Genomic DNA, 24,863 nt, shown 5'->3' with positions numbered 1-24,863 from the left:
ACATGCGGGCTTACCAGTCCAGAGGCCGTTGCCCAACCCGGCGGACCGACCACGGCGGCGCTTACGCAGGCGTTTCACTTCACGTCACCGGCTGAGAACCCATCAGCCCTGGGCCGGTCTCCGACCCTACTTGTCAACAGACGTACGGGGCTGCGCACTGGTGGGTGCGGGCTCGCCTGCGGCGGACCGGATGAGGGCGAGACCGGTGATCAGAGCCCAGAGGAGGTAGCTGTAGAGGGAGATACGTTCGGCCAGTCCGGTGGGCACCCATCCGTAGGTGAGAGGAATATTGACCAGCCCGATGGCCCCCAGGTTGATGCTGACAGTCGAGAACCACCGGGGGAGCCCGAGGGATTCGCGGGAGAGGCCGGTGACTATGGCGAGGGCGTTCCCAGCGATGATCGAGACGAACGCTCCGATCAGATAGAGCGGGAGGGTCCCGTCGTCGAAGCGCGCTGGGTCGAGAGGGAACACCGCGAACAGGATCAGGGCGGTCCACTGGGCCACGCCGAGGGATCGGACCGTCCGTTGTTTCCAGCCGGTGAGCCGGTGGCTGACGGCTATACTCGCGGCGGCGACGAGCGTTCCGGCGACGACCCACGCGAGGCTCATCAGCCACCACAGCGGAGAGGATATAAGGACGCCGCGGAATTTTCCGGCGAAGGGGCTGCCGAGGAAATTGACGTAGTCATCGATGTAGCTGTAGGGACGCCGGTCCCATGCGGCGGCGACGATCGCTTCTGCGATCAGGCTGACAAGGGCTGCGGCGATGAGGGCGGGGCCGGTCCAACGGGCAATGGCTCGGGACGAGGTCGTCGGGGTAGCCGTGGTGGCGGACATGGTTGTGCTGATCTCCCTGTCTATCTTTACGGTGAACACGACGTCGGCCATCCGGTTGCAGGATGCACAGTGCCCTGCGGAGGCCTTTCGCCAATCAAGGACGATGCGGTCTGACACGCTTCGTCCCCGTGAACAACTTTGGCGGAGCCGCGCGGTGGTCCTGGTCCGGGCTTCGCCGCGGTTGTGAAGAGGACACCAGGGCCAGGTATGTCAGACACTGTTTTTGAACGCCTCGCTGACGGCATTACCGACGATTTCTTCGACCCGAAGGGGCCTGGGGACCACCTCGGCAGAGCAGCCGAATGGAGCGCCCTCTATCGCGGCGCCGTGGTGCGAAGATCACGGCGCGAGGATGATTTTGCCGAGGTTGGTGCGGCCGGAGGACTCCGACAGTTCCATGGCCGCGGCCGCCTCGCTCAGCGGGAATCGGGCGGCAATCGTCGCGGTGAGTCGGCCGTCGCGAAGCAGGTCGAAGACGTGTGTGAGGTCGGTGCGCATCCGGGTCCGGAATGCCTCGCGCTTGGCCGAGTCCGGCTTGCCGGCGCCGGCCCAGACGTCGTAGAAGCTCGCGTGCCTGTGTGTTGTGGGCAGGTGGTTCCAGAAGGTCAGCTTGGCCAGCAGCGGCAGGAAGTCGAGCAGCACGGGGCGGGTGTCGTCGAGCGCGGCCGCGATGCTGTACGAGACCAGAGTGCCGGTGCGGTTGAGCAGTCGGTAGGAGAGGGTGACGCTCTTGCCGCCGAGGTGGTCGAACACGGCGTCCACACCGTCGGGGGCCAGTTCCCGGACGCGGGCCGCCAGCTTGGGGTCCCGGTAGTCGATCGGCTCCGCTCCCAGGGCACGCAGCGCCTCGTGATGGCGCGCGCCGGCCGTGCCGATCACGCGGGCTCCGGCGTCCCGAGCGAGTTGTACCAGGACTGAGCCCACGCCGCCGGCGGCGCCCGTTATGAGCACGGTCTGCCCAGCCCGTACCTTCGCGCTGCGATGCACCATCTGATAGGCGGTCAGTCCGTTGACGATCAGCGTCTCCGCCTCGTCGGGACCAATCCCGTCGGGTACTTCCACCAGGTCGGCGGCGGTCAGCAGGGCGGCCGTGGTCCAGCCGCCGGTCTTGGTCAGCGCGGCGACCCGCCGGCCGACCATCGCGCGGTCCACTCGGGGGCCGACGGCCTCGACGACGCCGACGAGGTCGTAGCCAGGCACGAACGGGAACGCGGGCTGGCCGTAGTAGCGGCCTCGGCGCATCGCACTCTCGGCGAAGGACACGGCGGTCGACTCGACGCGCACAAGGGCCTGGCCCGCGGCGGGCGCGGGAAGCGCACGCCGGACCAACCGCAGGCCGGACGGCGCGACCTTGCCCGGGAGCACCACCTCGGTCGCGGTCACAGTGGCCTCGGCAGTTGCCTTCATTTCGGACATGATCGACCTTTCATAGGACCGGGACTGTTCGTCACTCAGTTAATGATCGTAACTCTGCACCGTCCTGTCATCCTGCGTCAATCCGTAACCTGCAGCGGCCCGGCGCTGCGGTCGAACGTGACCTCAAATCAGTTACGTACCGTTGCGCAACGTCGCGTCCGTAGAAGTCCTATGGCACGTTACGATGCGACGATGACCAACACACCGCCGACCATGAGCAGGCGCGAGCGGCTGCGGGTCCAGACGCTCCGGGAGATCGAGGAGGCGTCGTTCGCGATCATTGACGCTGACGGCGTGGACGCCCTGTCCATGGCAGCGCTGGCCCGGAGCCTGGCGATGTCCGCACCGGCCCTCTACCGCTACTTCCGGTCGCGCGACGCGCTGGTGGCGCACCTGGTCACGCTGTCCTACCAGCAACTCGCGTCGGCGATGGGCCACGCCGCGGGAGGGAGCAGGCGAGGGCCGCACGCGCGGGTACGGCTGCTGGTCACCGCGTACCGCGACTGGGCGCTGCAGAACCGGCGGCGCTACGGGATGCTGTTCGGCGAGCGGGCCGGGGACCTGCCGGGCGACGTCGGCGCGCAGACCCCGCTCGACCAGGCGATGGCGCTGCTGATCGACCTGTTGGTGATCGTCGAAGACACCACGCGGGAACGCAGCAGCAGCGGCGACCGAACGCTCGACGGGCAGTTGCGGCTGTGGGCTCGCTCGCAGGAACGACCGGGCACCACACCGCGCGTCGCCCGGGCGGCCCTACTGATCTGGTCGCGGGTCCACGGGATCGTGAGTCTTGAACTGGCCGGTATGTTCGACGGCCATCCGCTCGAAGCGCAGCGGCTGATCGATCTGGAGGTCGACGGCGCCATCCAATCGGTGGGGCCGGCCAACCCATGAACGGCAGTTTCAGGTGCTCCTGGGTTCACTACGCATGCCCGGGCTCGCCGCGCCCGCTGCGGAGGACGGGAGCTCACCTCGTCCACATCGCCCCGTCCTCCGCACCCCTTCCCCCAGTCCCGAGCCCCCAGGGGAAGAAGACCCCTCGTGCACGGTTCGCAGCCCCCGGCAGGAGCAGGACCAGGCGGGCACCCCACGCCGCACAAATCCTCACCGCGCAAACCCCCGGAACGCAGACGTAGCCCCTCAGCGGCTGGGCCTTCATCAAAAACCTCGCCACCCGCACCACTCGAACCCACCACCAGGAGGCTGCGCCGGCCTCTGCCCAAGCCCACTCCGACTCACCCGCGGCATCGCCCGCTGACGACGAACCCCGCTCTGACGTGGATCAGTCAGACGTTTTCCGAGGTCCGATGACGCGGGCCCGTATCGTGTAGGCGGCGGTTTGGGGAGGCGGTGAGCACTGCCGCAACCACGGCCGCAGGCCCGCCGTGGGACGCCTGTGTCAGCCAGGTCAGCGCCTCACCCTCACTGTTCAGGCCGCGCAGCCGAGCCGAGCGTGCATCCAAGGGCCGGAACCACGCCCGAGTGGGACCGATCGTGACCGCCCCAGGGCGCTCACGCCCAGCAGGCCTGCCGTTCGCGGATGAGATCCGAACCGCCCGACCAGCGAGCCGGTGGGCAGCACGAACCTGCGGCCCGTAGCCGTAGCCGCAGCGGCAGCCCGGTGAGACATCCCCAGCCACTCCCACAGCCCCCGCCGCGCTGCCGTCCAGGGTGCTGTCGAGGCCACCGGGCGGGGCCGTGACGACCGCCACGAGAAGCAGTATCGCCACAGCGAGCACGGTGCCGCGCAGCTCGCCCTTGTCACTGAAGACCGCTGCCGGCAGGGACCCGATGGGTGGCCGCTACCGAGCGCTCTCGCCGGCCCGCCGTAGCCACAAGGCTGATGAACCTCCCGACCCGCCCCAGATGCCGCGAGCCAGAACAGCCACCGCCCGCCCGGCGCATCTGCAAACCGCGAAAGCCCGTCTACGGCAACGACCGTCCCGAACATGCGTGGTCCCGCCGGCCTACAGAGGCGGGCGGGACCACGGCAGCACTCGGGTCTTCAGTGGTCGAGGGCGTCCTTGGCATGCTCGACGGCCTGCTTGGCGTCGCCCTTGACCTGGTCGGCCTTGCCTTCGGCCTTGAGGCGCTCGTTGCCAGTGACGTGGCCGACCGCTTCCTTGGCCTTGCCCTTGACCTTGTCCCCGGTGTTCTCGACCTTGTTTTCCGCGCTCATGCCGCTACCTCTTCCGCCTCACGTTGACCCTGCGCATCCACTGGCAGGGAACCTGAACCCCTCGTGCCCCTGATTCCCCTGCCCATGCCGGCTCGCCGACCGCGACAGCAGCAGGAGCCGCCGCCCCCTTCCCGTATCCGTCGGCTACAGGGGGCTGCGCCACTGCAGGGGCGCGTGGGATGGACGCGGCCACCCGGAGCACAGAGCGGAGCAGCGACGGCCGGGCGCACGCGCGCCCCATATCGTCGCCTCGGGCCGTCGGTCGGCCAAGCGGCACTGACCCTCCCTCGGCCACCGACTCAACCGGTCCGCATACAAGGAAGGTGGAGGCGGCGGGCGGCCGAGTGGGATGCTGAGCACGGCGAAACCGAGCCGATGGTCACAGGGTGAGCGGGCGCTGGTCGACGACCCGGCGGCCGACCCGTGGTCCGGCGAGCGCGGAGCCCAGCAGGATGGCCGGGAACGAGCCCGCGGGCCACGGGCTCACGCCCCGCTTCGCGGGGCCCGGCAGGGCGTCACCGCTCGACGCGCCGGGATCAGGACGCGGCGTAGTTGCGTGCGCCGGCCGCTGAGGCGTCCGGGTGGATGGTGAAAACCCGGTCCAGACCGACGAGGCGCAGGATGCGGGCGGTGTTGGCGGGGACCGCGGCCAGAGCGACGCCGCTGCCTTGTTCCCTCGCCAGGTTCCGGGCCGCCAGCAGGGCGCTGATGCCACTGGAGTCGCAGAAATCCAGGGCTGCCAGATCCAGGACCAGCAGCTGCCCCGCGGCGAGGGTGAGGCCGTCCACGGCCCTGCGGAGCTCCGGCGCCGTCGTGTGGTCGAGGTCACCGGTGATCTCCAATACGGGACCGGTGACAGCGTTGCGGGATGTGATCGTCAGGGGGGTCATCTCAGGTTTCACTCACGGGGGTGTGAACAGCGACCGCAAGCGGAGCCGGTACGCCGAAGGCGAGCAGCGCGGTGTCGTCGTCGAGGCCGTCGCCGAAACGAGCGAGCAGCCCGGTCAGGGCGGTGATCAGGGCCTGCGGACCTGACGGCGGCTGACCGGCGGTGAAGGCACGCAGGGCATCGTCGCCATACAGCTCGCGCCCGGGTCCCGTGCGGGCCTCGGTCAGGCCGTCGGTATACAGGAGCAGGGTGTCGCCGGGCGACAGCCGGGTGCGGGCGGCGGTGAACTGGACCTGGGGCAGGACACCGATGAGCATCCCGCCCGGGGTCGGCAGATAGTCGGCGGTGCCGTCCGCGCGTTGGATCAGCGCCGAGGGGTGTCCGCCAGAGGCCAGGTGCACGCCGACGTGGTCGCCGCCGGGTTCCAAGACACCGAATATGGCGGTGCAGTAGCGGGTATCGCCGCGGGTGTATCGCTCGTGAAGGACCGTATTCAACGTACTGAGCACGGTGACGGGGTCGGCGTCGTGCAGGGCCGCGGCGCGCAGCGTGTACCGGGTCAGCGAGGTGACGGCCGCGGCCTGGGGGCCCTTGCCGCACACGTCGCCGAGGAAGAACGCCCACCGGCCGGTGTCCAGGGGGAACAGATCGTAGAAGTCTCCGCCGAGCAGATCCGGGGAGGCTGTGTGGTAGTACGAGGCGGCTTCCAGGCCCGGAACGGTGGGCAGTTGGGCGGGCAGCAGGCTCTGCTGCAGGACGGCGAGAGCCTCCTGGAGCCGTTCACGGTCGGTCTCCGCCTGCCGGCGCGCTTCCTCAGCCGCCCGACGGGCGCGCAGCAACTCGGCCTCGTAGGCACGGCGGTCCCGGGCGTCGAAGACGGTGGTACGGATCAGCAGCGGCTCGCTGTCCTCACTCACCTTCACCTTCGAGGTGACCAGTACCGGCATCCGCTCGCCGGTGGCGCCCTTGATGTCCAGGGCAATACCGCTGACCTCGCCCTTCATCTGCAACAGTGGCGCGAAGTGCGTCTCGTGGTAGAGCTTCCCGCCCACGGTGAGCAGATCGGTGAACCGCATCCGCCCCACCACCCGGGACCGATCCAGGCCCAGCCATTCCAGCAACGTGGTGTTGATCTTGGCGATGGTGCCGTCCATCAGGGTCGATAGGTAGCCGCAGGGGGCCTGCTCGTACAGCTCCTCGGCACTGTCCTCCAGCAGCGAGGTGAACATCGCGTCCGTGGCGTCGGTGTCCTGCTCCCCGCCCGGCTCCGGAGCCTGGTCGGTACCGCACATCATCGGACACCTCCGATGAAGTCGGTGATCGCCCCCGCGGTGGCCTGCGGTGCGCTCAGTTGCGGGCAGTGGCCTGTCGCCTCCAGGGTGACCAGGCGGCTGCCGGGAATCGCGTCGCGGACGTACGCGCCGACCTCACGGGGAGCGATCACGTCTTGCCGGCAGTCCAGGATCAGCGTCGGCACCGTGACCGTCTTGAGGTCCTCACGACTGTCGGACAGGAACGTGGTGTGCGCGAAGACCCGGGCCATGTCCGGGTCGGTCGCGCAGAACGAGGCCGTCAGCTCCTGACCGAGCTCGGGCCGGTCCGCGTTGCCCATGATGACCGGCGCCATCGCCGCCGACCAGCCCAGATAGTTTGAATCCAGGGATTCCAGCAGCTCGTCGATGTCGTCGGCGCTGAACCCGCCCCGGTAACCGTCGTCGTCGATGTAGCGGGGCGAGGGGGCGACCATGACCAGGCGGCAGATACGCCGCGGCTCCTTCGCGGCCGCGAGGACCCCCACCATCGCGCTGACCGAATGCCCCACAAAGGTCACGTCCCGCAGGTCCAGCTCCTCGGCCACCTCCAGCACATCGAGCGCGTAACCCTCCAGAGAGCTGTAGCGCCGCTCATCCCAGGCCGACGGATCTGCTCGGCCGGAGCCCACGTAGTCGAAGAGCACCACCCTGTAGCTCTCAGCCAGAGTGGGGAGCACCAGACGCCACATGTTCTGATCGCAGCCGAAGCCGTGCGCCAGAAGAAGTACCGGCCCGTCGGCACGGCCAGTGACGGTCACGTTGTTCCTGCGGCGTATATCCATACCCGCCAGTTTCCCATCACCCTATCCGGGTGAAGCAGAGGCCTGGCCCCCCGGATCATGATCACGAGGCTCCAGTACGCGCGGACCGCACGCTCGTCGTCAGACAGGTAGCCGCAAAACCACCGCCACTCGGTCCCGACGGCCCCACTCCTGCCCCCCGCGGCCCAGGTTCGCTGCGCGCCAGCAGTCAAGCGAGGGCAATCTGGGCACCGGTCACCGCGGGTCCGTCGCGGTCCGAGCAATCCGCTCGACCAGCGCCAGGTCGGCGTCGGGATTCTCCTTTCGGAAGCGCGGGAGGATATGGCGCAGGTCCCGCCCTGCGATCGCGACCGGGTACGGTACTCCGCCGGTCAGGAGTCCCCGGCCGAGCGGCGCGTAGGACACACATCCGATCCCCAACTCCCGGACGCTCTCCAACACCCCGTTCATCTCCACCTCGGGCGTACCCGTCGTGTCGCTCAGGTAGTGCACGTCAGGGTGCAGAGCGGTCGCAGAAGTGGTGGTGTGGGAGCATCGGCGCGCCCGCGCCGTCCTCGCGAGGAACTGTTGGAGCAGACTATGACGGTAACGGGTTGGCGGAGCGCGCACGATCTGGGACTGGCCGCCTGGTTCGGAGGCGCCCTGATGGGCGCGGTAGGGGTCAACCGTGCCGGTGAGGGCGAGGAAGCAGCCTCGACGGAGCGGGTGGCGGCCCACGGTTGGGCGGTGTGGACGCCGGTGAACGCCGCCGCCATCACCGCGCACCTGGCCGGCGGGGCGGCGTTGCTGGCGGACAACGCCCACCGTGTCGCCACACAGAAGGGCGTGATGGCCTCGACCATCGCCAAGGGGGCGGTCACCGCCGCTGCGCTGGCAGCGACCGCCTACAGCGCCGTCCTGGGCAGCAAGGTGCAGCTGGCCGTTTCGGAGAAGCTCGGCAACCAGGAGAAGGCCGAGAAACACCCCATCGACCTCGACTCGGCACGCAGGCAACTGAGGATCGCCCAGTGGGCGGTCCCCGCACTGACAGGGGCCCTGGTCATCCTCAACGCCCTGCATGGCGAACAGCAACGTCCCGCCAAGCAGGCGGGAGGCATTGTCGAACGGGCGCGCCGCATGACCGGCCTCGGCAGCTGACCCGTCGCTTGCCCTGTTCGCCGAGCAGCGCTGGCCGTCGGCTACTCGGTGTCCGGGGTCGCCGCGATCCCGGCGCGTCCTCGGCGCGTGCCGGTGTCAACTAAAGACGTGTAGGCGGCTGGACTGAGCGGCGCTCGTCACCTGCCTGAGCCCCTTCCTCGTAGGGCATCCGGCCGCGCAGGCCCGGATCAGGTGAGGACCGAGATGATGTGATCGGTCGCCTCGGCGACCGGGGTGTCGTCGATCGGGGTCTGGTCGATCGGGGTCTGGTCGGCTACGTTCCACCCCCTGGGCAGGCCGGCCTGGATGCGGGTGGCGCTGGTGGTGCGGCGTTCGAGCCGGCCGGTGGGCAGGGCGCGTTTGGCGTGGGCAGCGCGTCGCCGAGGGCGACCTCGCGGCAGGTGCGCAGATCTTCCGGGGGGCGTCCGGATCGTTCGTGCGGTCCCTGTTGAGCTGGGGCTCGTAGTGCTCCACGCGACTGGTGACGTCCCCGAGTAGGGGCGGTCAGTTGTGCCGCGCCACCGTGATTGCCTCGCCTGAAAGTACACGGCTCGCCTCGGTGGATCGGGGGCCGGCGGGTGTGCGCGGAACGTATCGGGGGTTCCCGTAATCGTCTGTTCCACTGTGGTGCCATGTTCAGTTGCGGACACGTTCCTGATGGCTGTGTTCCCGCAACTTTTCGGCGTGTCCGGTGACGGCGTCGAGACGGGCGGCCAGGTCGTTGTGGTCTGATCCGAGGTGCTGGCGGGTGTCGGCGAGCCGACTGATCAGGTGCGCCGGGTCGTTGTCGCCGAGTGCCTCCCCGAGGCGGTCGATGGGGGGCCTCGACCGGGCTGGGAGGTCCGTGAGGGCGGTGATCTGGCCGGCCAGCCGGCGCAGGGTCGCTGCGTTGTCCCGTGCCCAGGCGTTGACCGAGCGGTCGGCGGCGCGTCGGTTGCGCGTGGCGGTCACGCGCTGCTCGCCGGTGGTCCCGGTGGCGTCCGGTCGCCCGCGCAGGTAGCGGCGTTCGGCGGCCTGACGACTTGCGACGCCCAAGGGTGCGGCAAGGTCGGCCCAACTGGCTCCGCCTTCCCGGGCAGCCTCGATCAATCCGTTCTCCCAGCCCGCCAACTGCTCCCGAATCTCGCGGAGCAGCACGAGGGAGGCGAGGACATCCTCCGTGGTCGTCGCCGGATCATCGTCTTCCTGGGCCGCCTCACGCACGGTCCGTTCGATGACGCGGAGGGCTGTGACGGCCGCGTGGGCGGTCACCAGGGGTGGGTCTTCGACGCTCTCCGGAGCCCGGGGGCCTTCTGGTGCCGACATATTCTCTCCTTCTTTGTCGTCTGCTGGACGACCTCGATAGTTGTCATCCTTTGGATGACATGCTACAACAGTGGCAACGACCAGCGCATTGGCACTTGTTGCCTGGAGCTTCGGAGGTGTTCGACCATGTTGATGCGCACTGACCCCTTCCGCGAGTTCGATCGTCTCGCCCAGCAGCTGATGGCCCCGGGGACCTGGTCCCGGCCGGCCTCGATGCCCATGGACGCCTACCGGGAGGGCGACACGTACGTGGTGGCGTTCGACCTTCCCGGCATGGCACCGGACGCGATCGACGTCGATGTCGAGGACACCGTGCTCACCGTCAAAGCGGAGCGGCGGCCCGCCGCGAAGGACGATGTGGTGCGGATGGATCTCAGCGAGCGGCCACTCGGGGTGTTCTCCCGCAGCATCGTCCTCGCCGACAGCCTGGACACGGAGCACATTCACGCCGCCTACGACGCCGGAGTGCTGACGCTGCGCATCCCCATCGCCGAGCGGGCGAAGTCACGCAAGATCACGGTCTCCGCCGGTGTGTCGTCCAGCCCGCGCCGGATCACGGGCTAAAGGCCTGGACGGGCCGCACGGGCCCCTGCCTCATCCCCCGTCGGCCCTTCGAAGAGAGGCTTCGAAGGGCCGACAGGGGCGGCCGGACCGAGGAAGGTGCCATAAGCGCGCGGCATCCGGGTACTGGTCCCAGAGAGAGCACGGGCTGTCGCGCACCCTGGTGGATCGCAGGAAAGAGTTCCGGCTCCCCCTCAGCAAGTCCCACGGCTCGGCTTTACCCGGCTGCAGGGACGGGCGTCTGGATACGATCAGAAAGGCTTGAGTCAAGCCATGCGACACAGTGTTCCGGTAGTCGAGTTGAAGCCAACGATCAGCTTCGAGCAGATGCTGGAGCGCATCCGATACGCGGGCGCCTATCCCACGCGGGAACGCGCCGAGGAAGCTGTACGTCTGGTCCTCGGCGGGCTGGGCCGCCAGTTGGCCAGGCCGGAACGCGAGAAGCTCGCCGAGCGACTCCCCCGGCAAGCCGCACAGGTTCTCGCCGCGCAGGCCCCCGACCCCGAAGGTGAGCCCCTCACCGGTTGCGGCTTCGTCAAGGAACTGGCATCCCGCACCGACACCGCTCTCGCCCCCACCCGCTGGGATACAGGATCGGTACTCACTGCCGTCGCCGCACTGGCCGGTCCCGAACTCCTCACCCACATCCTGGCCCAGCTCCCTACGGGCTGGGCGCTCCTCTTCGGCCGGCCCGAACTCAGACAGGCGGCCTGAACAGCGGTGTCGTGAATGGCCGCAAGCCGCCGGGTCGTACACGAATTGAGCGTGTCCTTGAAGCCGGGGTCGTCGGTCATGTTGTAGAGCCGGGCGGTCTGCAGGGCCGGCTCTGCTCCTCGGCGGCCACGTTGGCGCAGACGTCCGCCAGGAGGGTGCCGCCGGCAACGGAGTAGCGGCCGTTCCACAGGCAGCCATTGCTGTCTGCGGGCAGTGCCCCGCCACCGGCGATGATCGCCTGCTGCGGATCCGTGCCGCCCAGCACCGCGCCTTTCGACAAGGAGCGCTACAAGCAGCGCAACGTCGTCGAACGCTGCTTCAACACGTTGAAGCAGTACTGGGCCATCTCCGCACGCTACGACAAAAACCGCGAATCCTAACGAAAACAGCCATCACCATCGCGCCACTCCTCATGCGGGCATGGCCCGTTGAAGACAGCCCTGAGACGCCGTCGTCCCCACACCGTCACCGATTACGCGTGACCCGGGCATGGATGAGGCGCGACGGATGACCCAGGAGGGCGGATCAACGAGATGGCGAGCCGGCAGAGGGAGGCAGCAGGGTGGTCGCGCCGCAGCCGGCCGAGACAAAGCTGCTCGGCGGTTCGCACGGCGGGTCGAGAACGCCGGTTCCGTATACCTTCCGCGCTCTGCGCCACCCCTGCTGGCGCTACGAGCCCTGCAAGAGGAGAGTGTGCCCCCGCACGACACTCGCCACGGCTCCGTGGCCGAGGCCCCCGGCAAGCGGGCCGCCGTACATCCGCGCCGGGCCCTGTGGGGCCTCTCGTGCGCTGCCCGAGGCCACCCGCTACTGGTCACGCGTGACAGCGCATCCGCCTTGGCCTACCGGTTCGTGTGGATCCGCGTGCGCAACGGACCCTGCGCGGCCGGGCTGCGGACCTGCGCACTGTGGAACCATCGCCACGCTCTCCGGCGCGGTGAGCCCGAGGTCGGTTCCCGCGTGGCGAGACTCCGCCGACCGAGGAAGAGTGGTTTTTGAACGGCAGACGCGCCGTGAAAATCACAAGAAACCTCGGGCGGAGCGCGGCGCGAACGGCTCGCGAACGCCGCCCCCGGCGGCCGTGCTGAGCGGCCCGCAGGGGACCGCGGAGAAAGACGCGGACACCGCGATCTTGGCGGGTGTGCCCGCGGAGCGAACACCTCGAATCCTCAAGGCCGGCGGCTGAGCGACCGCCGCCGCTCATCAGGGAGCGCCATGACCAGCAAACGGCAGGACCCAGAGGGGGTCGACACACGCGGCAAGACCGTACCCCCTTACAAGGGGCGAAAAGAGGGGGGCCGCGTCAGGGGCCACAGTGAGTCGACGGAGAACGGCCCGCGCACTGGCGGTGCCACCGGCCCCGTCGAGGATGACGCGATGAAGGCGCCGGATCCCGAGCGCACACCGGGGGGTGCGACCACCTCGCCGGCGCGTGAGAAGCCGGCCGGCGGTTCGCACCGCTCCCGGCGCGACCCCGAGAAGGGAACGGGGCCCGCGCACCAGCAGGGCGTACGCCGCGCGGAGGACCAGGGCTGAGTACGGCCCGCGGCAAGATGAACACACGACGTCCGCCAGGTCGTGGTACCCGGTCAAGAAGGCGGCGACCGGAGGAGTCGGGCCACCGTGGCACGGCCCGCGCGTGGTGCCCGTCGCCGTGAGGGGTCAGTCCGGGGCTCCCGGACGGTCCTGGCGCTGGTGGCGACCGGGCAGCATCTCCTGCACCTTGGCCTTGATGCCCTGGCGGACCATCCCGGTCCGGTCGGCGTCGCCATGCAGCACGGCGGACGCGGCCGCTGCGATCTGGTCCAGCGAGGCGTGCGGCGGGATGGGCGGGACGGCCGGGTCGGTGCGGAAGTCGAGGACGAACGGCCGGTCCGCGGCAAGAGCGCGCTCCCAGGCGCCGCGCACCTCGTCCGGCTTCTCCACGCGGACGCCGTCCAGGCCGATGGAGCGGGCGAAGTCCGCGTAGGGGACGTCGGGCAGGCCCTGTGAGGGCAGGAACTGGGGGGCGCCCTCCATCGCGCGCATCTCCCACGTCACCTGGTTGAGATCCTGGTTGTTCAGGACCGCCACGACCAGCCGCGGGTCCTGCCAGTCCTGCCAGTACTTGGCGGCCGTGATGAGTTCGGCCATGTTGTTCATCTGCATGGCACCGTCGCCGACGAGGGAGATCGCGGGTCGTTCGGGATGGGCGAACTTGGCCCCGATGGCGTACGGCACGGCGGGGCCCATCGTGGCGAGGGTGCCCGAGAGCGACCCGCGCATGGCGCCCCGCAGCCGCAGATGTCGGGCGTACCAGTTCGCGGAGGACCCGGAGTCGGCCGAGATCATGACATTGTCGGGCAGCAGGTCGTCGAGTGCGTGCACGACATATTCGGGGTTGATCGGGACGGCGTCGACGGCGGCCCTGCGTTGCATGACCTCCCACCACCGGGCGGTGTCCTCCTCGATCTTCCTTCGCCACGAACCGTGTTTCTTCGGTTTCAGATAAGGAAGCAACGCGGCGAGGGTCGCGCGGGCGTCGCCCACGAGATTGACCTCGAACGGATAACGCAGGCCGATCATGAAGGGGTCGATGTCGATCTGCACGGCCCGGGCCTGGTCCAGGCCCGGCATGAACTGCGTGTACGGAAAACTCGAGCCGACCATCAGGAGTGTGTCGCAGCCCTGCATCAGCTCGTAGGAAGGGCGGGTGCCGAGCAGCCCGATCGCGCCGGTGACGTAGGGAAGCTCATCGGACAGAACGTCCTTGCCCAGCAGAGCTTTCGCGACCCCCGCGCTGAGGACGTCGGCGTACCGCTCCACCTCGGCGCGGGCTCCACGTGCGCCCTGGCCGATCAGGATGGCCACCTTCTCACCCGCGTTGAGCACCTCGGCGGCCCGTTCAAGGTCCGCGTCCTCCGGCACCGGCGCGGAGCGTCCGAGCCCGAGGCTGGAAGGGACCATCTTGAAGGCGTGCGTGGGTGGCGAGTAGTCGAGTTCCTGCACGTCGCCGGGGATGATGACGGCGGTGACGGTACGTTTGCCGTACGCGGTGCGCATCGCCCGATCGAGGACGTTCGGCAACTGCTCAGGGACGGTGACCATTTCGCAGAACTCAGCGGCCACGTCCTTGTAGAGACTCAGCAGGTCGACCTCCTGCTGATAGGAACCGCCCATGGCTGTTCGGTCGGTCTGGCCGACGATCGCGACCACAGGCACGTGGTCGAGCTTGGCGTCGTACAGACCGTTGAGCAGGTGAATGGCGCCGGGTCCCGACGTCGCCGCACAGACCCCCACTCTGCCGGAGAACTTCGCGTAGCCGACCGCCTCGAATGCCGCCATCTCCTCATGCCGAGCCTGGACGAACCGGGGCTTGTTCCCGGCCCGCCCCCACGCGGCGAGCAGTCCGTTGATGCCGTCGCCCGCGTACGCGAAGACGTGCTCGACGTCCCACTCACGCAAGCGCTGGAGCACGTAGTCGGAGACCTTCATCGACACGGACTTCCTCTCGTAACGATCGGCCGGCGAGTCCGCGCCTGCGGAAATAGCGGCAGCTCAGGTGGGCAGTGCGGCGGCCGGCATCGACGTGTCGTGCCAGCAGAGCCAGGTCCCTCCGCCCAGGACACGGCGTGCCAGTGACCGAGGCAACGACGCGGCCTTCGCCCCGTCCACCTCCAACGTGTGGCACTCGCACACAGGGTGGGCCCACTCTGGCAGCTCGGTCACCGAACCCTCTGGCTGACACGCGCACGCAGTGCGCGACACACCAACCCCCTGAGCCCGTTGACCGACACCCCGCCCTTCCCCATACGGCCCCTGCCTGCCCGTGTGCCCCACGCGGCGGAACGGACGTTTCGGCGGTACACGGTGGGCAAAGCGCCAGATGCGGTGGGTGCAAGCCCACCGATCCCGGACGCGTCTCCTCGGTACCGCAACAGCAACCGCACTGATCAGCCGGCTCCGAACACGATCGGGCGGACGGGCTCTCAGTGATTTCGCGGTGACCCACCACTTCGCGGAGCGCATCCGATTTCGGGCTGAAGAGGGGCAGTGGCACATCATCCGACGGAGAAGCCTCGGTGCAGGGTCCCGACACGTTGATCCTCCTCGGTGTCCGTTTCGGCTGTGAGACAGAAAGCGGACCGACACAACCCATGCTGGGGCAGTCCGGGTGTGGGCGAAACGGCGGAAGCATTCCGGCAGTGAGTGAAGGGGACAGGCGGGGCGGGAAGACGTGTCGAGATGATCCCACGCGCACTGTCGACCGGACGGAGAACAGGCGATGGCCGGCACGGCAGACGAAGCCCGACCAGTTCTGGCGGTGCCGAACAGTCTGCAGTCGCCGGGGCTCATCCTCGGAGTGGGACTCGGTGGGTTCGTCGACGGCATCCTGTTGCACCAGCTACTGCAGTGGCACCACATGCTCACCAGCACCAACCACGACCGCATCGGGGTGAAGTACTACAACCCGAAAACGGTGTCGGGACTGGAAATGAACACGGTGTGGGACGGCATCTTCCACGCCGTGTGCTGGATCGCCGTCCTCCTGGGCCTGGCGATCCTCTATGCACGAGTCACGAACAATCGCCGGGCGGTGTGGGCCTCACGGGTGCTGTGGGGCTGGATTTTCGCGGGCTGGGGGCTGTTCAACCTGGTCGAGGGGATCTTGGACCACCAGATCCTGGGAATCCACCACGTCCACGGCGGCCCCTACCAGGCGTGGTGGGATGCCGGTTTCCTCGTCCTGGGCGGATCGCTCATCATCGGCGGTTACCTCCTCCAGCGCAGTGGCCGTCCCTTCGATCCTGACGCACCACACGGCTCCCGGCGTGCCGGAGGCCGGGCCTGATGGACGGCATGCGGCACGACGGCAGCGACGGCGGTCTGGTGGGGTCGGTACTGACCGCGCTGGTCCTCCTCCCGGTGGGGAGCGGCTACCTGCTGGCCGCACGCCGAGCACGACACAGCAATCCCGCTCGGGGCTGGAACCCCTGGCGCTCGGCCTCCTTCGTCGTCGGGCTCGCCCTACTCGGCGTCGCGCTGCTTCCACCACTGGGTCCTGCCGCGCACACCGACTTCCGCGGCCATATGGCCCAGCACATGCTCATCGGCATGTTCGCTCCCCTGGCGCTGGTCCTCGCCGCGCCCGTCACACTCCTGCTGCGCGTCTTGCCGACTGCTCGGGCGCGGCGAGTGACGGCGGTACTGCACAGCCTGCCCGCGCGAGCCCTGGCCCACCCCGTGGTGGCGCTCGCGCTCAGCACCGGCACCCTGGGGGTGCTCTACTTCACCCCCCTGTACAACACCGCCATGGCGCACACCCCGGGGCACTGGCTGATGGACGCACACTTCTTCGCGTCCGGGTGCCTGTTCGCCCACGTCATCGCAGGCCCCGACCCAGCTCCCGCCCGGCCAGGTGTACCGGCCCGGATCGTCTGCCTCGGCGCCGCGATCACCGTTCACGCCCTGATCGCCGAGGCCATGTACGGCGGATTCTTCATCGACATCCACTCCCCCATCAGCCAGGTGCAACAGGGCGCCGAGATCATGTACTACGGCGGGGACATCGCCGAACTCCTGCTTGCCGGTGCGCTGGTGACCACGTGGCGGCCCGAACCGCGGACCCGGACGGCAGCCACCCGGTCACGGCCCGCCGGGCTGAGTGCCACCGCCACCCCGCGCTGAGCGATCCCGGGTCGTTCGCATCTGCGCCCGTCCCGGCATCCGAGCGAGGAGGGTCATCGGCTCGACGATCACAGACGACCTCCAGGGGTCCTTCGATCAGGACCGGACCTTCGCGATCAACGATCACGCACCTGGCGCGGTCAGGTTCGGCACGGATGACCACCAGCTCCTCGTCGGCGCCGATCAGGGCCTGGGCACGCAGCCATGGCAGCCGTCACGTGACCACGGGCCCGATCGGCGTCGGTGTCGTGTGCCCCTCCGGGAGACACGCCGGCTTGTCGTTCTGTGCCGTGGCAGTGCCTTTCGGGCTCGCTGGGTGGGAGGCGCGGGCGACGCGGTCAGCGATCGGCGGTAGGGGTGTGCAGGACGCCGGCACTGTCCGGGCCAGTGGGGGCCACCGGTGGCGCCACGACGGCGGCGAGGCTTTCCCGGGCCGCGGCGACGACTGCGTCAGCGGTGAGGCCGAACTGCTCGTACAGAACGGTGTACGCCGCGCTGGCGCCGTAGTGGTGCAGGCCGACGATCCGGCCGGCGTCGCCGACGAACTCGCGCCAGCCCATCGGCACGCCGGCCTCGACGCTCACCCGGGCGCGGACCGTGGGCGGCAGCACCTCCTCGCGGTAGGCCCGGGTTTGGGCCGCGAACCACTCCCAGCACGGCAGTGACACGACCCTCGTGGGGACGCCGTCGGCTTCCAGGGCCTCTCGGGCGGCGACGGCGATCTGCACCTCGGAGCCGGTACCCATCAAAATGACGTCGGGGGTGCCGCCGGAGGCTTCGGCCAGCACGTAGCCGCCCCTGGCGGCACCCTCGGCCGACGCGAACCGTGTGCGATCGAAGACAGGCAGGTTCTGCCGGGACAACGAGAGCCCGGCCGGGCGGTCGTTGTGCTCCAGGATGGTGCGCCACGCCACCGCGGTCTCGTTGGCGTCGGCCGGGCGGACGAAGTCCAGGCCGGGAATGGCCCTCAGCGCCGCGTAGTGCTCGATCGGCTGGTGGGTGGGGCCGTCCTCGCCCAGTCCGATGGAGTCGTGCGTCCACACGTAGGTGACCGGGAGCTGCATGAGCGCGGCCAGCCGCACCGCACCGCGCATGTAGTCGGAGAAGGTGAGGAACGTACCGCCGTACACGCGGGTCCCGCCGTGCAGCGTGATGCCGTTCATGATCGCGCCCATGGCGTGCTCGCGGACGCCGAAGTGCAGCGTGCGCCCGTACGGGCCGCCCGACCACATCTTGGTCTGCCGGTCCGCGGGCAGGAACGACGCCTCCCCCTTGACCGCCGTGTTGTTGCTCTCCGCCAGGTCGGCCGAACCGCCCCACAGCTCCGGCAGCACCGGATACAGGGCGGCAAGGATCTCGCCGGAGGCCTTCCGGGTGGCCACGCCCTTCGGATCGGCGTCCCAGGCCGGCAGGTCGTCCGCCCAGCCCTGTGGCAGCCGACGGGTGGACAGCCGCTCCAGCAGAGCGGCGCCTTCGGGATTGTCGGCCCGCCAGGCGTCGAAGCCCTGCTGCCACTTCGCGTGCGCCTGTTCGCCCCGCTCGGCGACCCGGCGGGCGTGCTCCAGCACCTCCGGGGCGACCTCGAACGCCATGTCGGGGCCGAAGCCGAGGATCTCCTTGGTCGCCCGGACTTCGTCCTCGCCCAGCGCCGAGCCGTGGGCCGCGCCGGTGTTCTGCTTGTTCGGTGCGGGCCAGCCGATGATCGTCCGCAGCACGATCAGCGACGGGCGACCGGCCTCGTCCCGGGCAGCGGCCAGCGCGCGATCAACCGCAGCCAGGTCCTCGCCGTCGTCGACGTGCTGCACGTGCCAGCCGTAGGCCTCGTACCGCTTACCGACGTCCTCGGTGAACGCGACATCGGTGTTGTCCTCGATCGAGATCCGGTTGGCGTCATAGACCAGGACCAGGTTCCCCAGCTCCTGGGTCCCGGCCAGCGACGACGCCTCCGCGCTGACGCCTTCTTCGAGGTCGCCGTCGGAGGCGAACGCCCAGACCGTGTGGTCGAAGACGCTCTCGCCCAGGGGAGCGTTGGGGTCCAGCAGACCGCGCTCGCGACGAGCGGCCATCGCCATGCCGACAGCGTTGGCGACGCCCTGGCCCAGCGGGCCGGTCGTGGTCTCCACCCCCGGCGTGTGATTGACCTCGGGGTGGCCCGGCGTCAAAGAGCCCCAGGTCCGCAGCGCTTGCAGGTCGGAGACCTCCAGGCCGTAGCCGGAGAGGAAGAGCTGAATGTAAAGGGTGAGGCTTGAGTGTCCCATCGACAGGACGAAGCGGTCACGGCCGACCCAGTTCGGGTCGCTCGGGTCGTGGCGCAGCCATTTCTGGAAGAGGAGGTAAGCCGTGGGAGCCATGCTCATCGCAGTGCCGGGGTGGCCGTTGCCGGTCTTCTGCACGGCATCCATCGCCAGCACGCGCACGGTGTCGATAGCGCGCCGGTCGAGGTCGCCCATCCCTTCGGGGAGAGTGGGGTGCGGCTGGAAGGGATGGCCGGTGGGCGCGTCGCTCGCGGCTTCGGCGGGTGCTTCGGGGCGGGTACTCTTCGCCCCGGTGTCGGGATCTGTCTCATTGGCGGTCATCTGTTGCGGTGCTCCCTCAAGGGTGGGCGGTGGACGCTCGAACCGTACGGCCGGACCTGGCATGCAACATGGGGGCACGGTCCTGGGGCGGCAGGAGCGTCAGGCAAGTGGGGTGTCGTCCAGCGACTTCGCGAGGTCGCCGGGGGTGTCATAGATGGCGACGGCGCCGGCCTTCTGCAGCTCGTCGTCACCGAAGCCGCCGGAACGCACGACGATCGCCGGCATCCCTGCTTTCTTCGCCGCTTCAACATCCCACACCGAGTCGCCGACCATCACACTCGGCGCGTCGGGCGGCGCGCCCAGCTTCCTCAGCGCCACCCGCAGCAGGTCCGGCGCAGGCTTGGACGCTTCGACGTCGGCGCTGGTGGTCCACGCGTCGACGATGTCGCGGGCGTCCAGCTTGTCCAGGAAGACGTCCGCGTGGCGCTGCTGAGCGGAGCTCGCCAGCACCAGCGGGTGACCGCGTTCCTTGATGGCCACGAGCAGCTCGCGCGCACCGGGCAACGGCGCCATCTCCTCCAGCAGCGCGTCGACCTCCTTGCCCTGCTGTTCGCGGGCCCGGTCGCCCGCCCGACGTTCCAGCTCCCTGCCTCCCACAGCGGTGACCACCTGGTCCCCGCCCATCCCGATCAGCCGGTGCAGCCGCCACACCGGACGGGTCTCCCCCACCGAGCGCAGTGCCCGGTACCAAGCGAGCGCATGCTGATAGTTGGAGTCGATGAGCGTGCCGTCGATGTCGAGAACGGCGATTGCGGATTCGGTCACGTCCGCCGAGTACCCGCCGACCCGGTGCCCACACAGAGCCCGCGAGACGAGCGAGACGATCCTCGGCGCGGACACCGGCTCCCGGCTCTCACTGATCGTTTCAGAATGAGGTTCGGGGTCGTCTCAAGCAGATGATGCTGCAGGCGAGTTGGAGGAGTGCGAGGTGGAGTTCGGCGCGTATTCCGTAGCGGATGCGGAGTCGTTTGAACCGGTGGAGCCAGGCCAACGTGCGCTCGACCACTCAGCGGGTCTTGCGCAGGCCGGAGCGTGCGGGGCTCCGCGGCGCGCGATCTTCGGTGCAACCCGCCGTCCGAATGAGGCGGCGGTACGTGTCGTAGCCGCGGTCCGCGAACAGTCGCCGGGGCTGGTGGCGCGGCCGGCCGCATAAGCCACGGATATGGCGAAATTGTGTCCAGCAGGGGCATGAGAGGACGCCGCGGAGGCGTCTGGGTGGCCTGTCGGCAGCGACTGTCGATCTGCCGCCGCCTGGCCGCCCTCAGCCGGCGTGGGCCGCGCAGCCTGCCGCGATCGATACGCCGCCAGCAAGTGGGCCCTGGAGGCGAAGACGCGGCCACCCCACTCGCCGACACACTCGAACTACCCTTCCCCCCGGCTGCGCCTCCGGGCGGGCGAGCCCGCCAGGACCGCCTTGGCGGCCCGCAAAGCCGCACCGGAAGACGCTCCCTTCGTACCGCTCCCACTCGACTGGTAACCACCCAGCCCGGAAGCAACCGCTCCCCCGCCTCGACGACGAGACACGCCCGCCGTCAGGCGTTCCGAGACGGCCGGGCCTTCACCACTGCACAGCCGCCTGCCTGTGCCAGGCTGAGTGGTTCTGTTCGCGGGGCCCGGTCCGGCTCGGCTTCGGTGATCGCCTTACGCCGCTGGGCAGAGCCGTGCCGTGCCGTGCCGTAATGACGGAAGATCCGCACATCACGTGGCGGGTCCCGCGTTACTGGCGTGTGCGTCGACAACGACATTGCTTCCGACCCTGGCGGAGGCCATGACTGAGCTCAACCAGCCTGCTCCCTACCGGCGAGAGCTCTCGGTGACGGCCCAGCCGTGGCAAGGGAAGGTTGTCGCCGATGTCATGTTCGTCCGCGGGCTGAGCGAGGGTGCAGAACGGCCAGGGCTCGGGCCTTAAGGTCGGACCCACAGGGCCGGTGCGCGCACGGCGGTCAGTAAGCGCGGAGGTGTCTTCTGCCGCTGTGCGACGAGTGCGTGCGTGAACCCGCGGGCTGTTACCAGGAGCGGGCTGCCCGCACGAGGTGCGTCCGCACGGCGACAAGCGCGGGACGGGGGAGGGCACCGGCACGCTCGACCAGGAAACCGGTGTTGATGGGTGGGTCTTGCGGGGAGAGCAGGGCCAGCAGCGTGCCGGAGGCGAGTTCGTCCTTGCACAGGTAACGGGGCAGGACGGTGATGCCCGCGCCCGCGACGACGCAGGCCCGGACACCGCGCAGGTCCGGGACGACGACGGCGGGCCGTGCGGACAGGCGCGTACGGAAGACGTGGCGCCAGTAACGGCGCAGGATCGGCAGGTCCTCGCCGTAGGCGACGAGCGGTACACCCTGGAGTGGCCCCGGATCCTTGCAGTTGAGCGGCCCGATCCGCTCCGCCCATGCCGGTGCGGCGACGAGGACGAACTCCTCGTCCATGAGCGGAACGGCGCTCAGGGAGCGGCCCCTGGGCCGCACGGCCGACAGGACCAGGTCGAAGCGGCCGGCGTGCAGGCCGTCGAGCAGTTCGTCAGCGAGTCCGGCGGTGACGCGCAGCAGGACACCGTGTTGTGTCAACGGCGCGAGGGCGGGCAACGCCAGCACCGAGAGCATCTCGGCGGGGCCGCCCAGATGGACCGGTTCGGCAAGGGCCTCCGCGTCGGAGCGTCCACGGTCCGCGACGGCCGCGAGCGCGTCGAGCGGCGCGGCGATCTCGCCGGCCAGGGCGTCGGCCACCGTGGTGGAGGCCACGCCGCGCGGCAGACGCTCGAAGAGCTGGCGGCCCAACTGCTGCTCCAGGGCCTGTACCTGCGCGCTCACAGTGGGTTGAGAAATGCCCAGGGCCCGTGCCGCGCCGGTGAGCGAGCGGGCCCGGTGGACGGCCAGGAAGGTCCGCAGCAGGCCGAGGTCCAGCGACCCGCCATCGGACGGGCGAGTTCCGGGCACACCTCGCGATACATCGGAATTCTGATGGTTCATGTCGGGCTTCCTATTGGTTTGCCGATGAGTGTGCGGCCTAGTGTCGTCCATGTCAGGCCGCCGGTCCACCGGCGGCTCCATCCCGGTAAACCCGGGACGTTCAGGGAGCACACACGGCATGGCAGAGATACTCATGGTGATGACCGGCGCCGACCACCTCGAGATGGCTGACGGCAGCAAGCACCGCACCGGTTACTGGGCCGAGGAGTTCACGGTGCCCCACCGCGCCTTCACGGAGGCCGGCCATCGGGTGTCGATCGCCACGCCGGGCGGCATCGAGCCCAGCGTCGACCCCGCGAGCCTGCGGCCGGAGGTCAACGGCGGCCCCGAGGGTGCCGCCGCGGCCGCTGCCGCGCTGAACGGCGTCGCCGGGCTGAGCCACCCGCTCCTCCTGGCAGACGTCGATCCCGACGACTACGACGCTGTCTTCTACGTGGGCGGGCACGGACCGATGCAGGACCTCTCGCGGGACGCCGACTCCGCCCGGCTCCTGCGTACCGTCCTGGACGGGGGCACACCGCTGGCCGTGGTGTGCCACGGGGTGGCCGCCTTGCTCGCGACGCGGCAGGCGGACGGCACCTGGCCGTTCGCCGGATACCGGCTCACCGGCTTCAGTTCCGCCGAGGAGAAGCTCACAGGTCTGGCCGACGGCCTGCCGTGGTTGCTGGAGGACCGTCTCGTCGCCCTGGGCGCCGAGTACTCCGCAGGTGAGCCCTGGGCGCCGCACGTGGTCATCGACCGCACCCTGCACACCGGGCAGAACCCCCAGTCCTCGGCATCCCTGGCAGCCGCTCTCCTCAAGACCCTCAGCTGAGCCATCCACCCGGCCGGCACACCACTCGCGAACATGGGAACACCCACTCATGACAACGCCGAACCGCGGGTCGGACACCCCATGCCCCGCCCACCGCATCCCGTCCATCCCCGGCAGCAGACCCGCTGCCAGGCGTGCCGCGGTCAGGGTGGCAAGCCGCCCGCCGCGCGGCGGGCGGGGCCTCGCCCTCGCCCTCGGGCCGGGCGCGACGATGGTCTCGATGGTGCAGACGCTGACGGTGCCTGCCTCGGCACCTCCAGCAGGACCTGAACGCCTCGGCCACCGACATCAGCCGGCTCGCCACGGCGACACTGTTGCCCGGCGCCGTCGGCACGCCGCTGCTCAGCAGGCTGGGCGGCCGGCACGGCAGGCGGCAGGTCCTGCTCGCCGTGCTGGCCGTCACCGTGGCCGGGTCCGTGCTGGGCGCCCTCGCCGACAGTCTTCCTTTGCGAAGTACCACCTACATGGCGGTGAACCCACCTTGGGGATGTACAGCTCCATGCCAGCGGTCAAGGCGCACAGCACCAAGCCCTCGGCAGCCGGGCGGACAGGGGCGACCGACCGTAGAACTGCCTCTCCAGGTCAACCGTCGCTGCCACAAGCTCACTGACATGAAGCCGACACCTCGCGATGGTCCCTTGGGTCACTCGACCTGCTCGCGCCACGCCTACCTCGCCGTCGCCCGCGCAGGAGAACGCGACCGTCGTCCCGCATTCGATGCCCCCGCACCGCTCGCCTGCGACGAGATCGCCCCGGCGGAAACGCGTCAGGAGCGCCTCCGCGGTCGCCGGTGCGCCTGGCCTGTGCGCCTGGCCTGTGCGGTCAGCGGTCAGCGGTACGTACGCATCAGATAAGAGAGAGCGATTTTCCCGCACATGGCGCCGCCCAGCGGGGGCACACGGCGTTCCGGAGGTAATAACTATGGTTCCCATTCTGCTCGTTCTTCTTCTCGCACTCATTCTCGCCGGTGCGGGTTTCGCTCTGCACTTGCTGTGGTGGATCGCGATCATCGTCCTCGTCGTGTGGGCGCTGGGCTTCCTGATCCGCCCGGCCGCGCACAGCGGTGGCAAGCGAAGCCGCTGGTACCGCTGGTAGAAGCGTCCATGCGCAGTGGTGAGGGCGGCCCACCGGATCCGGTGGGCCGCCCTCACCATTTGTCTGTTTCCCCTCACGCAACGGGTGGGAGGCACGGTGTCGGGTAGTCGCAGAAGTGGCCGGGACGGCCCTCGTAGCAGCGATAGGGAACCGCTCCTCCAACGCGGCGGACGCCCTCGCGTATCCGGGCCTTGCCGGAAAGGCAGTTAATCGCATTTCCAACAAGGCCCGAAGCTCTGTTCAGGAATTGGTCGCCCGGGGGGCAAACGCCCATCCCGGTACGTCGGCAGACCGACCCCGCCGCTATTGGCGGGGTGACCGGAACACGGGCGTCGGCCATATTGACGGGCCCGCGAAAGTAAACCGGTGGGGGCGCCTCGGGCCCCGGCGCCCTGTCAACCTCGTTGACCCGCCCTTCATCCCGGTCTCCGGCAGGACGGCCATCGGGGATGTCCACCACAGGCTCGACGGACGCCGACTCGTGCTCCACCGGGTCCGTTTGCCCACCTCTCCCCAGAACTGCTGGCTCATCCGCGTGCGTCCGCCACAGCTCAGCGTCACACGCAGGGGTGGGGCCCGCTGGACTCGGCGGGCCCCACCCCTGCGTGACCCGACCTCCGCAGGCCCTGCCAC

At 69.4% G+C, this 24,863-nt stretch carries 23 protein-coding genes and 2 pseudogenes; 11 read left to right on the top strand and 14 right to left on the bottom strand.

The window, feature by feature from the left end; translation table 11 throughout:
- Positions 1–126: 126 nt before the first annotated feature.
- Positions 127–891 (bottom strand): DUF998 domain-containing protein, encoded by a 765-nt coding sequence (locus OG310_RS35705; protein WP_329453847.1) that lies wholly within the window; start codon positions 889–891, stop codon positions 127–129.
- 288 nt (positions 892–1,179) lie between these two features.
- Complete coding sequence (locus tag OG310_RS35700; protein WP_329453848.1) at positions 1,180–2,247, bottom strand: medium chain dehydrogenase/reductase family protein; 1,068 nt, start codon at positions 2,245–2,247, stop codon at positions 1,180–1,182.
- Between the two features lie 201 nt (positions 2,248–2,448).
- Here OG310_RS35700 and OG310_RS35695 point away from each other — a divergent pair, with 201 nt between their 5' ends.
- On the top strand, positions 2,449–3,150 hold the full coding sequence (locus OG310_RS35695) for a TetR/AcrR family transcriptional regulator (RefSeq protein WP_329453849.1): 702 nt from the start codon (positions 2,449–2,451) through the stop codon (positions 3,148–3,150).
- Between the two features lie 1,111 nt (positions 3,151–4,261).
- Here OG310_RS35695 and OG310_RS35690 read toward each other — a convergent pair.
- The 5 genes from OG310_RS35690 to OG310_RS35670 form a co-directional block, all read right to left on the bottom strand.
- Positions 4,262–4,435, bottom strand: a complete 174-nt coding sequence (locus OG310_RS35690; RefSeq protein WP_329453850.1) for a CsbD family protein — start codon at positions 4,433–4,435, stop codon at positions 4,262–4,264.
- 536 nt (positions 4,436–4,971) lie between these two features.
- Positions 4,972–5,325, bottom strand: coding sequence for an STAS domain-containing protein (locus OG310_RS35685; RefSeq protein ID WP_329453851.1), 354 nt, complete (start codon positions 5,323–5,325; stop codon positions 4,972–4,974).
- 1 nt (position 5,326) lies between these two features.
- Positions 5,327–6,619 (bottom strand): PP2C family protein-serine/threonine phosphatase, encoded by a 1,293-nt coding sequence (locus OG310_RS35680; RefSeq protein ID WP_443078510.1) that lies wholly within the window; start codon positions 6,617–6,619, stop codon positions 5,327–5,329.
- Positions 6,616–7,419 carry an alpha/beta fold hydrolase gene (locus OG310_RS35675; RefSeq protein WP_329453853.1) on the bottom strand — a complete coding sequence of 268 codons (804 nt, stop codon included), beginning with the start codon at positions 7,417–7,419 and terminating at the stop codon, positions 6,616–6,618. Before OG310_RS35675 ends, OG310_RS35680 begins: the two co-directional genes overlap by 4 nt.
- A 213-nt stretch (positions 7,420–7,632) precedes the next feature.
- The gene (locus tag OG310_RS35670) at positions 7,633–7,890 is read right to left on the bottom strand and encodes a hypothetical protein (RefSeq protein WP_329453854.1); all 258 of its coding nucleotides are present in this window, start codon (positions 7,888–7,890) and stop codon (positions 7,633–7,635) included.
- Positions 7,891–7,977: 87 nt separating this feature from the next.
- On the opposite strand from OG310_RS35670, the gene OG310_RS35665 reads away from it, so the two are divergent.
- Positions 7,978–8,535 carry a hypothetical protein gene (locus OG310_RS35665; protein WP_329453855.1) on the top strand — a complete coding sequence of 186 codons (558 nt, stop codon included), beginning with the start codon at positions 7,978–7,980 and terminating at the stop codon, positions 8,533–8,535.
- A 636-nt stretch (positions 8,536–9,171) separates the two neighbouring features.
- Here OG310_RS35665 and OG310_RS35660 read toward each other — a convergent pair.
- A complete protein-coding gene (locus tag OG310_RS35660) occupies positions 9,172–9,840 on the bottom strand; it encodes a hypothetical protein (protein WP_329453856.1) in 669 nt (222 codons plus the stop codon).
- 126 nt (positions 9,841–9,966) lie between these two features.
- Between OG310_RS35660 and OG310_RS35655 the strand changes: the two genes are divergently transcribed.
- Entirely contained in the window at positions 9,967–10,404 is a 438-nt protein-coding gene (locus OG310_RS35655; RefSeq protein WP_329453857.1) for an Hsp20/alpha crystallin family protein, read from the top strand.
- A 270-nt stretch (positions 10,405–10,674) separates the two neighbouring features.
- Complete coding sequence (locus OG310_RS35650; RefSeq protein WP_329453858.1) at positions 10,675–11,115, top strand: DUF2267 domain-containing protein; 441 nt, start codon at positions 10,675–10,677, stop codon at positions 11,113–11,115.
- A gap of 76 nt (positions 11,116–11,191) precedes the next feature.
- Here the strand turns inward: OG310_RS35650 and OG310_RS35645 are convergent, their stop codons facing one another.
- The gene (locus OG310_RS35645; protein WP_329453859.1) at positions 11,192–11,380 is read right to left on the bottom strand and encodes a manganese catalase family protein; all 189 of its coding nucleotides are present in this window, start codon (positions 11,378–11,380) and stop codon (positions 11,192–11,194) included.
- Between OG310_RS35645 and OG310_RS35640 the strand changes: the two are divergent.
- Together OG310_RS35640 and OG310_RS35635 are read left to right on the top strand one after the other, a co-directional pair.
- Positions 11,361–11,480 (top strand): annotated as a pseudogene (locus OG310_RS35640) (IS5/IS1182 family transposase); the annotation flags it as partial. The gene OG310_RS35645 and the pseudogene OG310_RS35640 sit on opposite strands and share 20 nt — an antisense overlap.
- A gap of 850 nt (positions 11,481–12,330) precedes the next feature.
- Positions 12,331–12,651 (top strand): hypothetical protein, encoded by a 321-nt coding sequence (locus OG310_RS35635; RefSeq protein ID WP_329453860.1) that lies wholly within the window; start codon positions 12,331–12,333, stop codon positions 12,649–12,651.
- Between the two features lie 126 nt (positions 12,652–12,777).
- On the opposite strand, the gene OG310_RS35630 is transcribed toward OG310_RS35635, so the two are convergent.
- Positions 12,778–14,589, bottom strand: coding sequence for a thiamine pyrophosphate-requiring protein (locus OG310_RS35630; RefSeq protein WP_329453861.1), 1,812 nt, complete (start codon positions 14,587–14,589; stop codon positions 12,778–12,780).
- A gap of 790 nt (positions 14,590–15,379) precedes the next feature.
- Here OG310_RS35630 and OG310_RS35625 point away from each other — a divergent pair.
- Both OG310_RS35625 and OG310_RS35620 read left to right on the top strand, forming a co-directional pair.
- Complete coding sequence (locus OG310_RS35625) at positions 15,380–15,946, top strand: DUF2243 domain-containing protein (RefSeq protein WP_329453862.1); 567 nt, start codon at positions 15,380–15,382, stop codon at positions 15,944–15,946.
- Positions 15,946–16,782 (top strand): cytochrome c oxidase assembly protein, encoded by an 837-nt coding sequence (locus tag OG310_RS35620; protein ID WP_443078511.1) that lies wholly within the window; start codon positions 15,946–15,948, stop codon positions 16,780–16,782. Before OG310_RS35625 ends, OG310_RS35620 begins: the two co-directional genes overlap by 1 nt.
- Positions 16,783–17,120: 338 nt before the next feature.
- On the opposite strand, the gene tkt is transcribed toward OG310_RS35620, so the two are convergent.
- The 4 genes and pseudogenes from tkt to OG310_RS35600 form a co-directional block, all read right to left on the bottom strand.
- Complete coding sequence (gene tkt, locus OG310_RS35615; RefSeq protein ID WP_329453863.1) at positions 17,121–19,358, bottom strand: transketolase; 2,238 nt, start codon at positions 19,356–19,358, stop codon at positions 17,121–17,123.
- A gap of 99 nt (positions 19,359–19,457) precedes the next feature.
- Entirely contained in the window at positions 19,458–20,123 is a 666-nt protein-coding gene (locus OG310_RS35610) for an HAD family hydrolase (RefSeq protein WP_329453864.1), read from the bottom strand.
- 100 nt (positions 20,124–20,223) lie between these two features.
- Positions 20,224–20,551, bottom strand: a pseudogene (locus tag OG310_RS35605) (IS5/IS1182 family transposase); the annotation flags it as partial.
- Positions 20,552–21,364: 813 nt separating this feature from the next.
- Entirely contained in the window at positions 21,365–22,321 is a 957-nt protein-coding gene (locus tag OG310_RS35600) for a LysR family transcriptional regulator (protein ID WP_329453865.1), read from the bottom strand.
- 118 nt (positions 22,322–22,439) lie between these two features.
- Here OG310_RS35600 and OG310_RS35595 point away from each other — a divergent pair, with 118 nt between their 5' ends.
- From OG310_RS35595 to OG310_RS35590, 3 genes are all read left to right on the top strand, one after another.
- Positions 22,440–23,135 (top strand): type 1 glutamine amidotransferase domain-containing protein, encoded by a 696-nt coding sequence (locus OG310_RS35595; protein WP_329453866.1) that lies wholly within the window; start codon positions 22,440–22,442, stop codon positions 23,133–23,135.
- A 242-nt stretch (positions 23,136–23,377) separates the two neighbouring features.
- Complete coding sequence (locus tag OG310_RS38665) at positions 23,378–23,989, top strand: MFS transporter (protein WP_443078811.1); 612 nt, start codon at positions 23,378–23,380, stop codon at positions 23,987–23,989.
- 67 nt (positions 23,990–24,056) lie between these two features.
- Positions 24,057–24,230 (top strand): hydrophobic protein, encoded by a 174-nt coding sequence (locus tag OG310_RS35590; protein ID WP_329453867.1) that lies wholly within the window; start codon positions 24,057–24,059, stop codon positions 24,228–24,230.
- Positions 24,231–24,863: the final 633 nt, after the last annotated feature.

The organism is Streptomyces sp. NBC_01497 (genome assembly GCF_036250695.1).
Classification (GTDB): domain Bacteria; phylum Actinomycetota; class Actinomycetes; order Streptomycetales; family Streptomycetaceae; genus Streptomyces.
The sequence above is the reverse complement of the archived record's forward strand: the minus strand, read 5'-3'. Positions and strand labels throughout refer to the sequence as shown.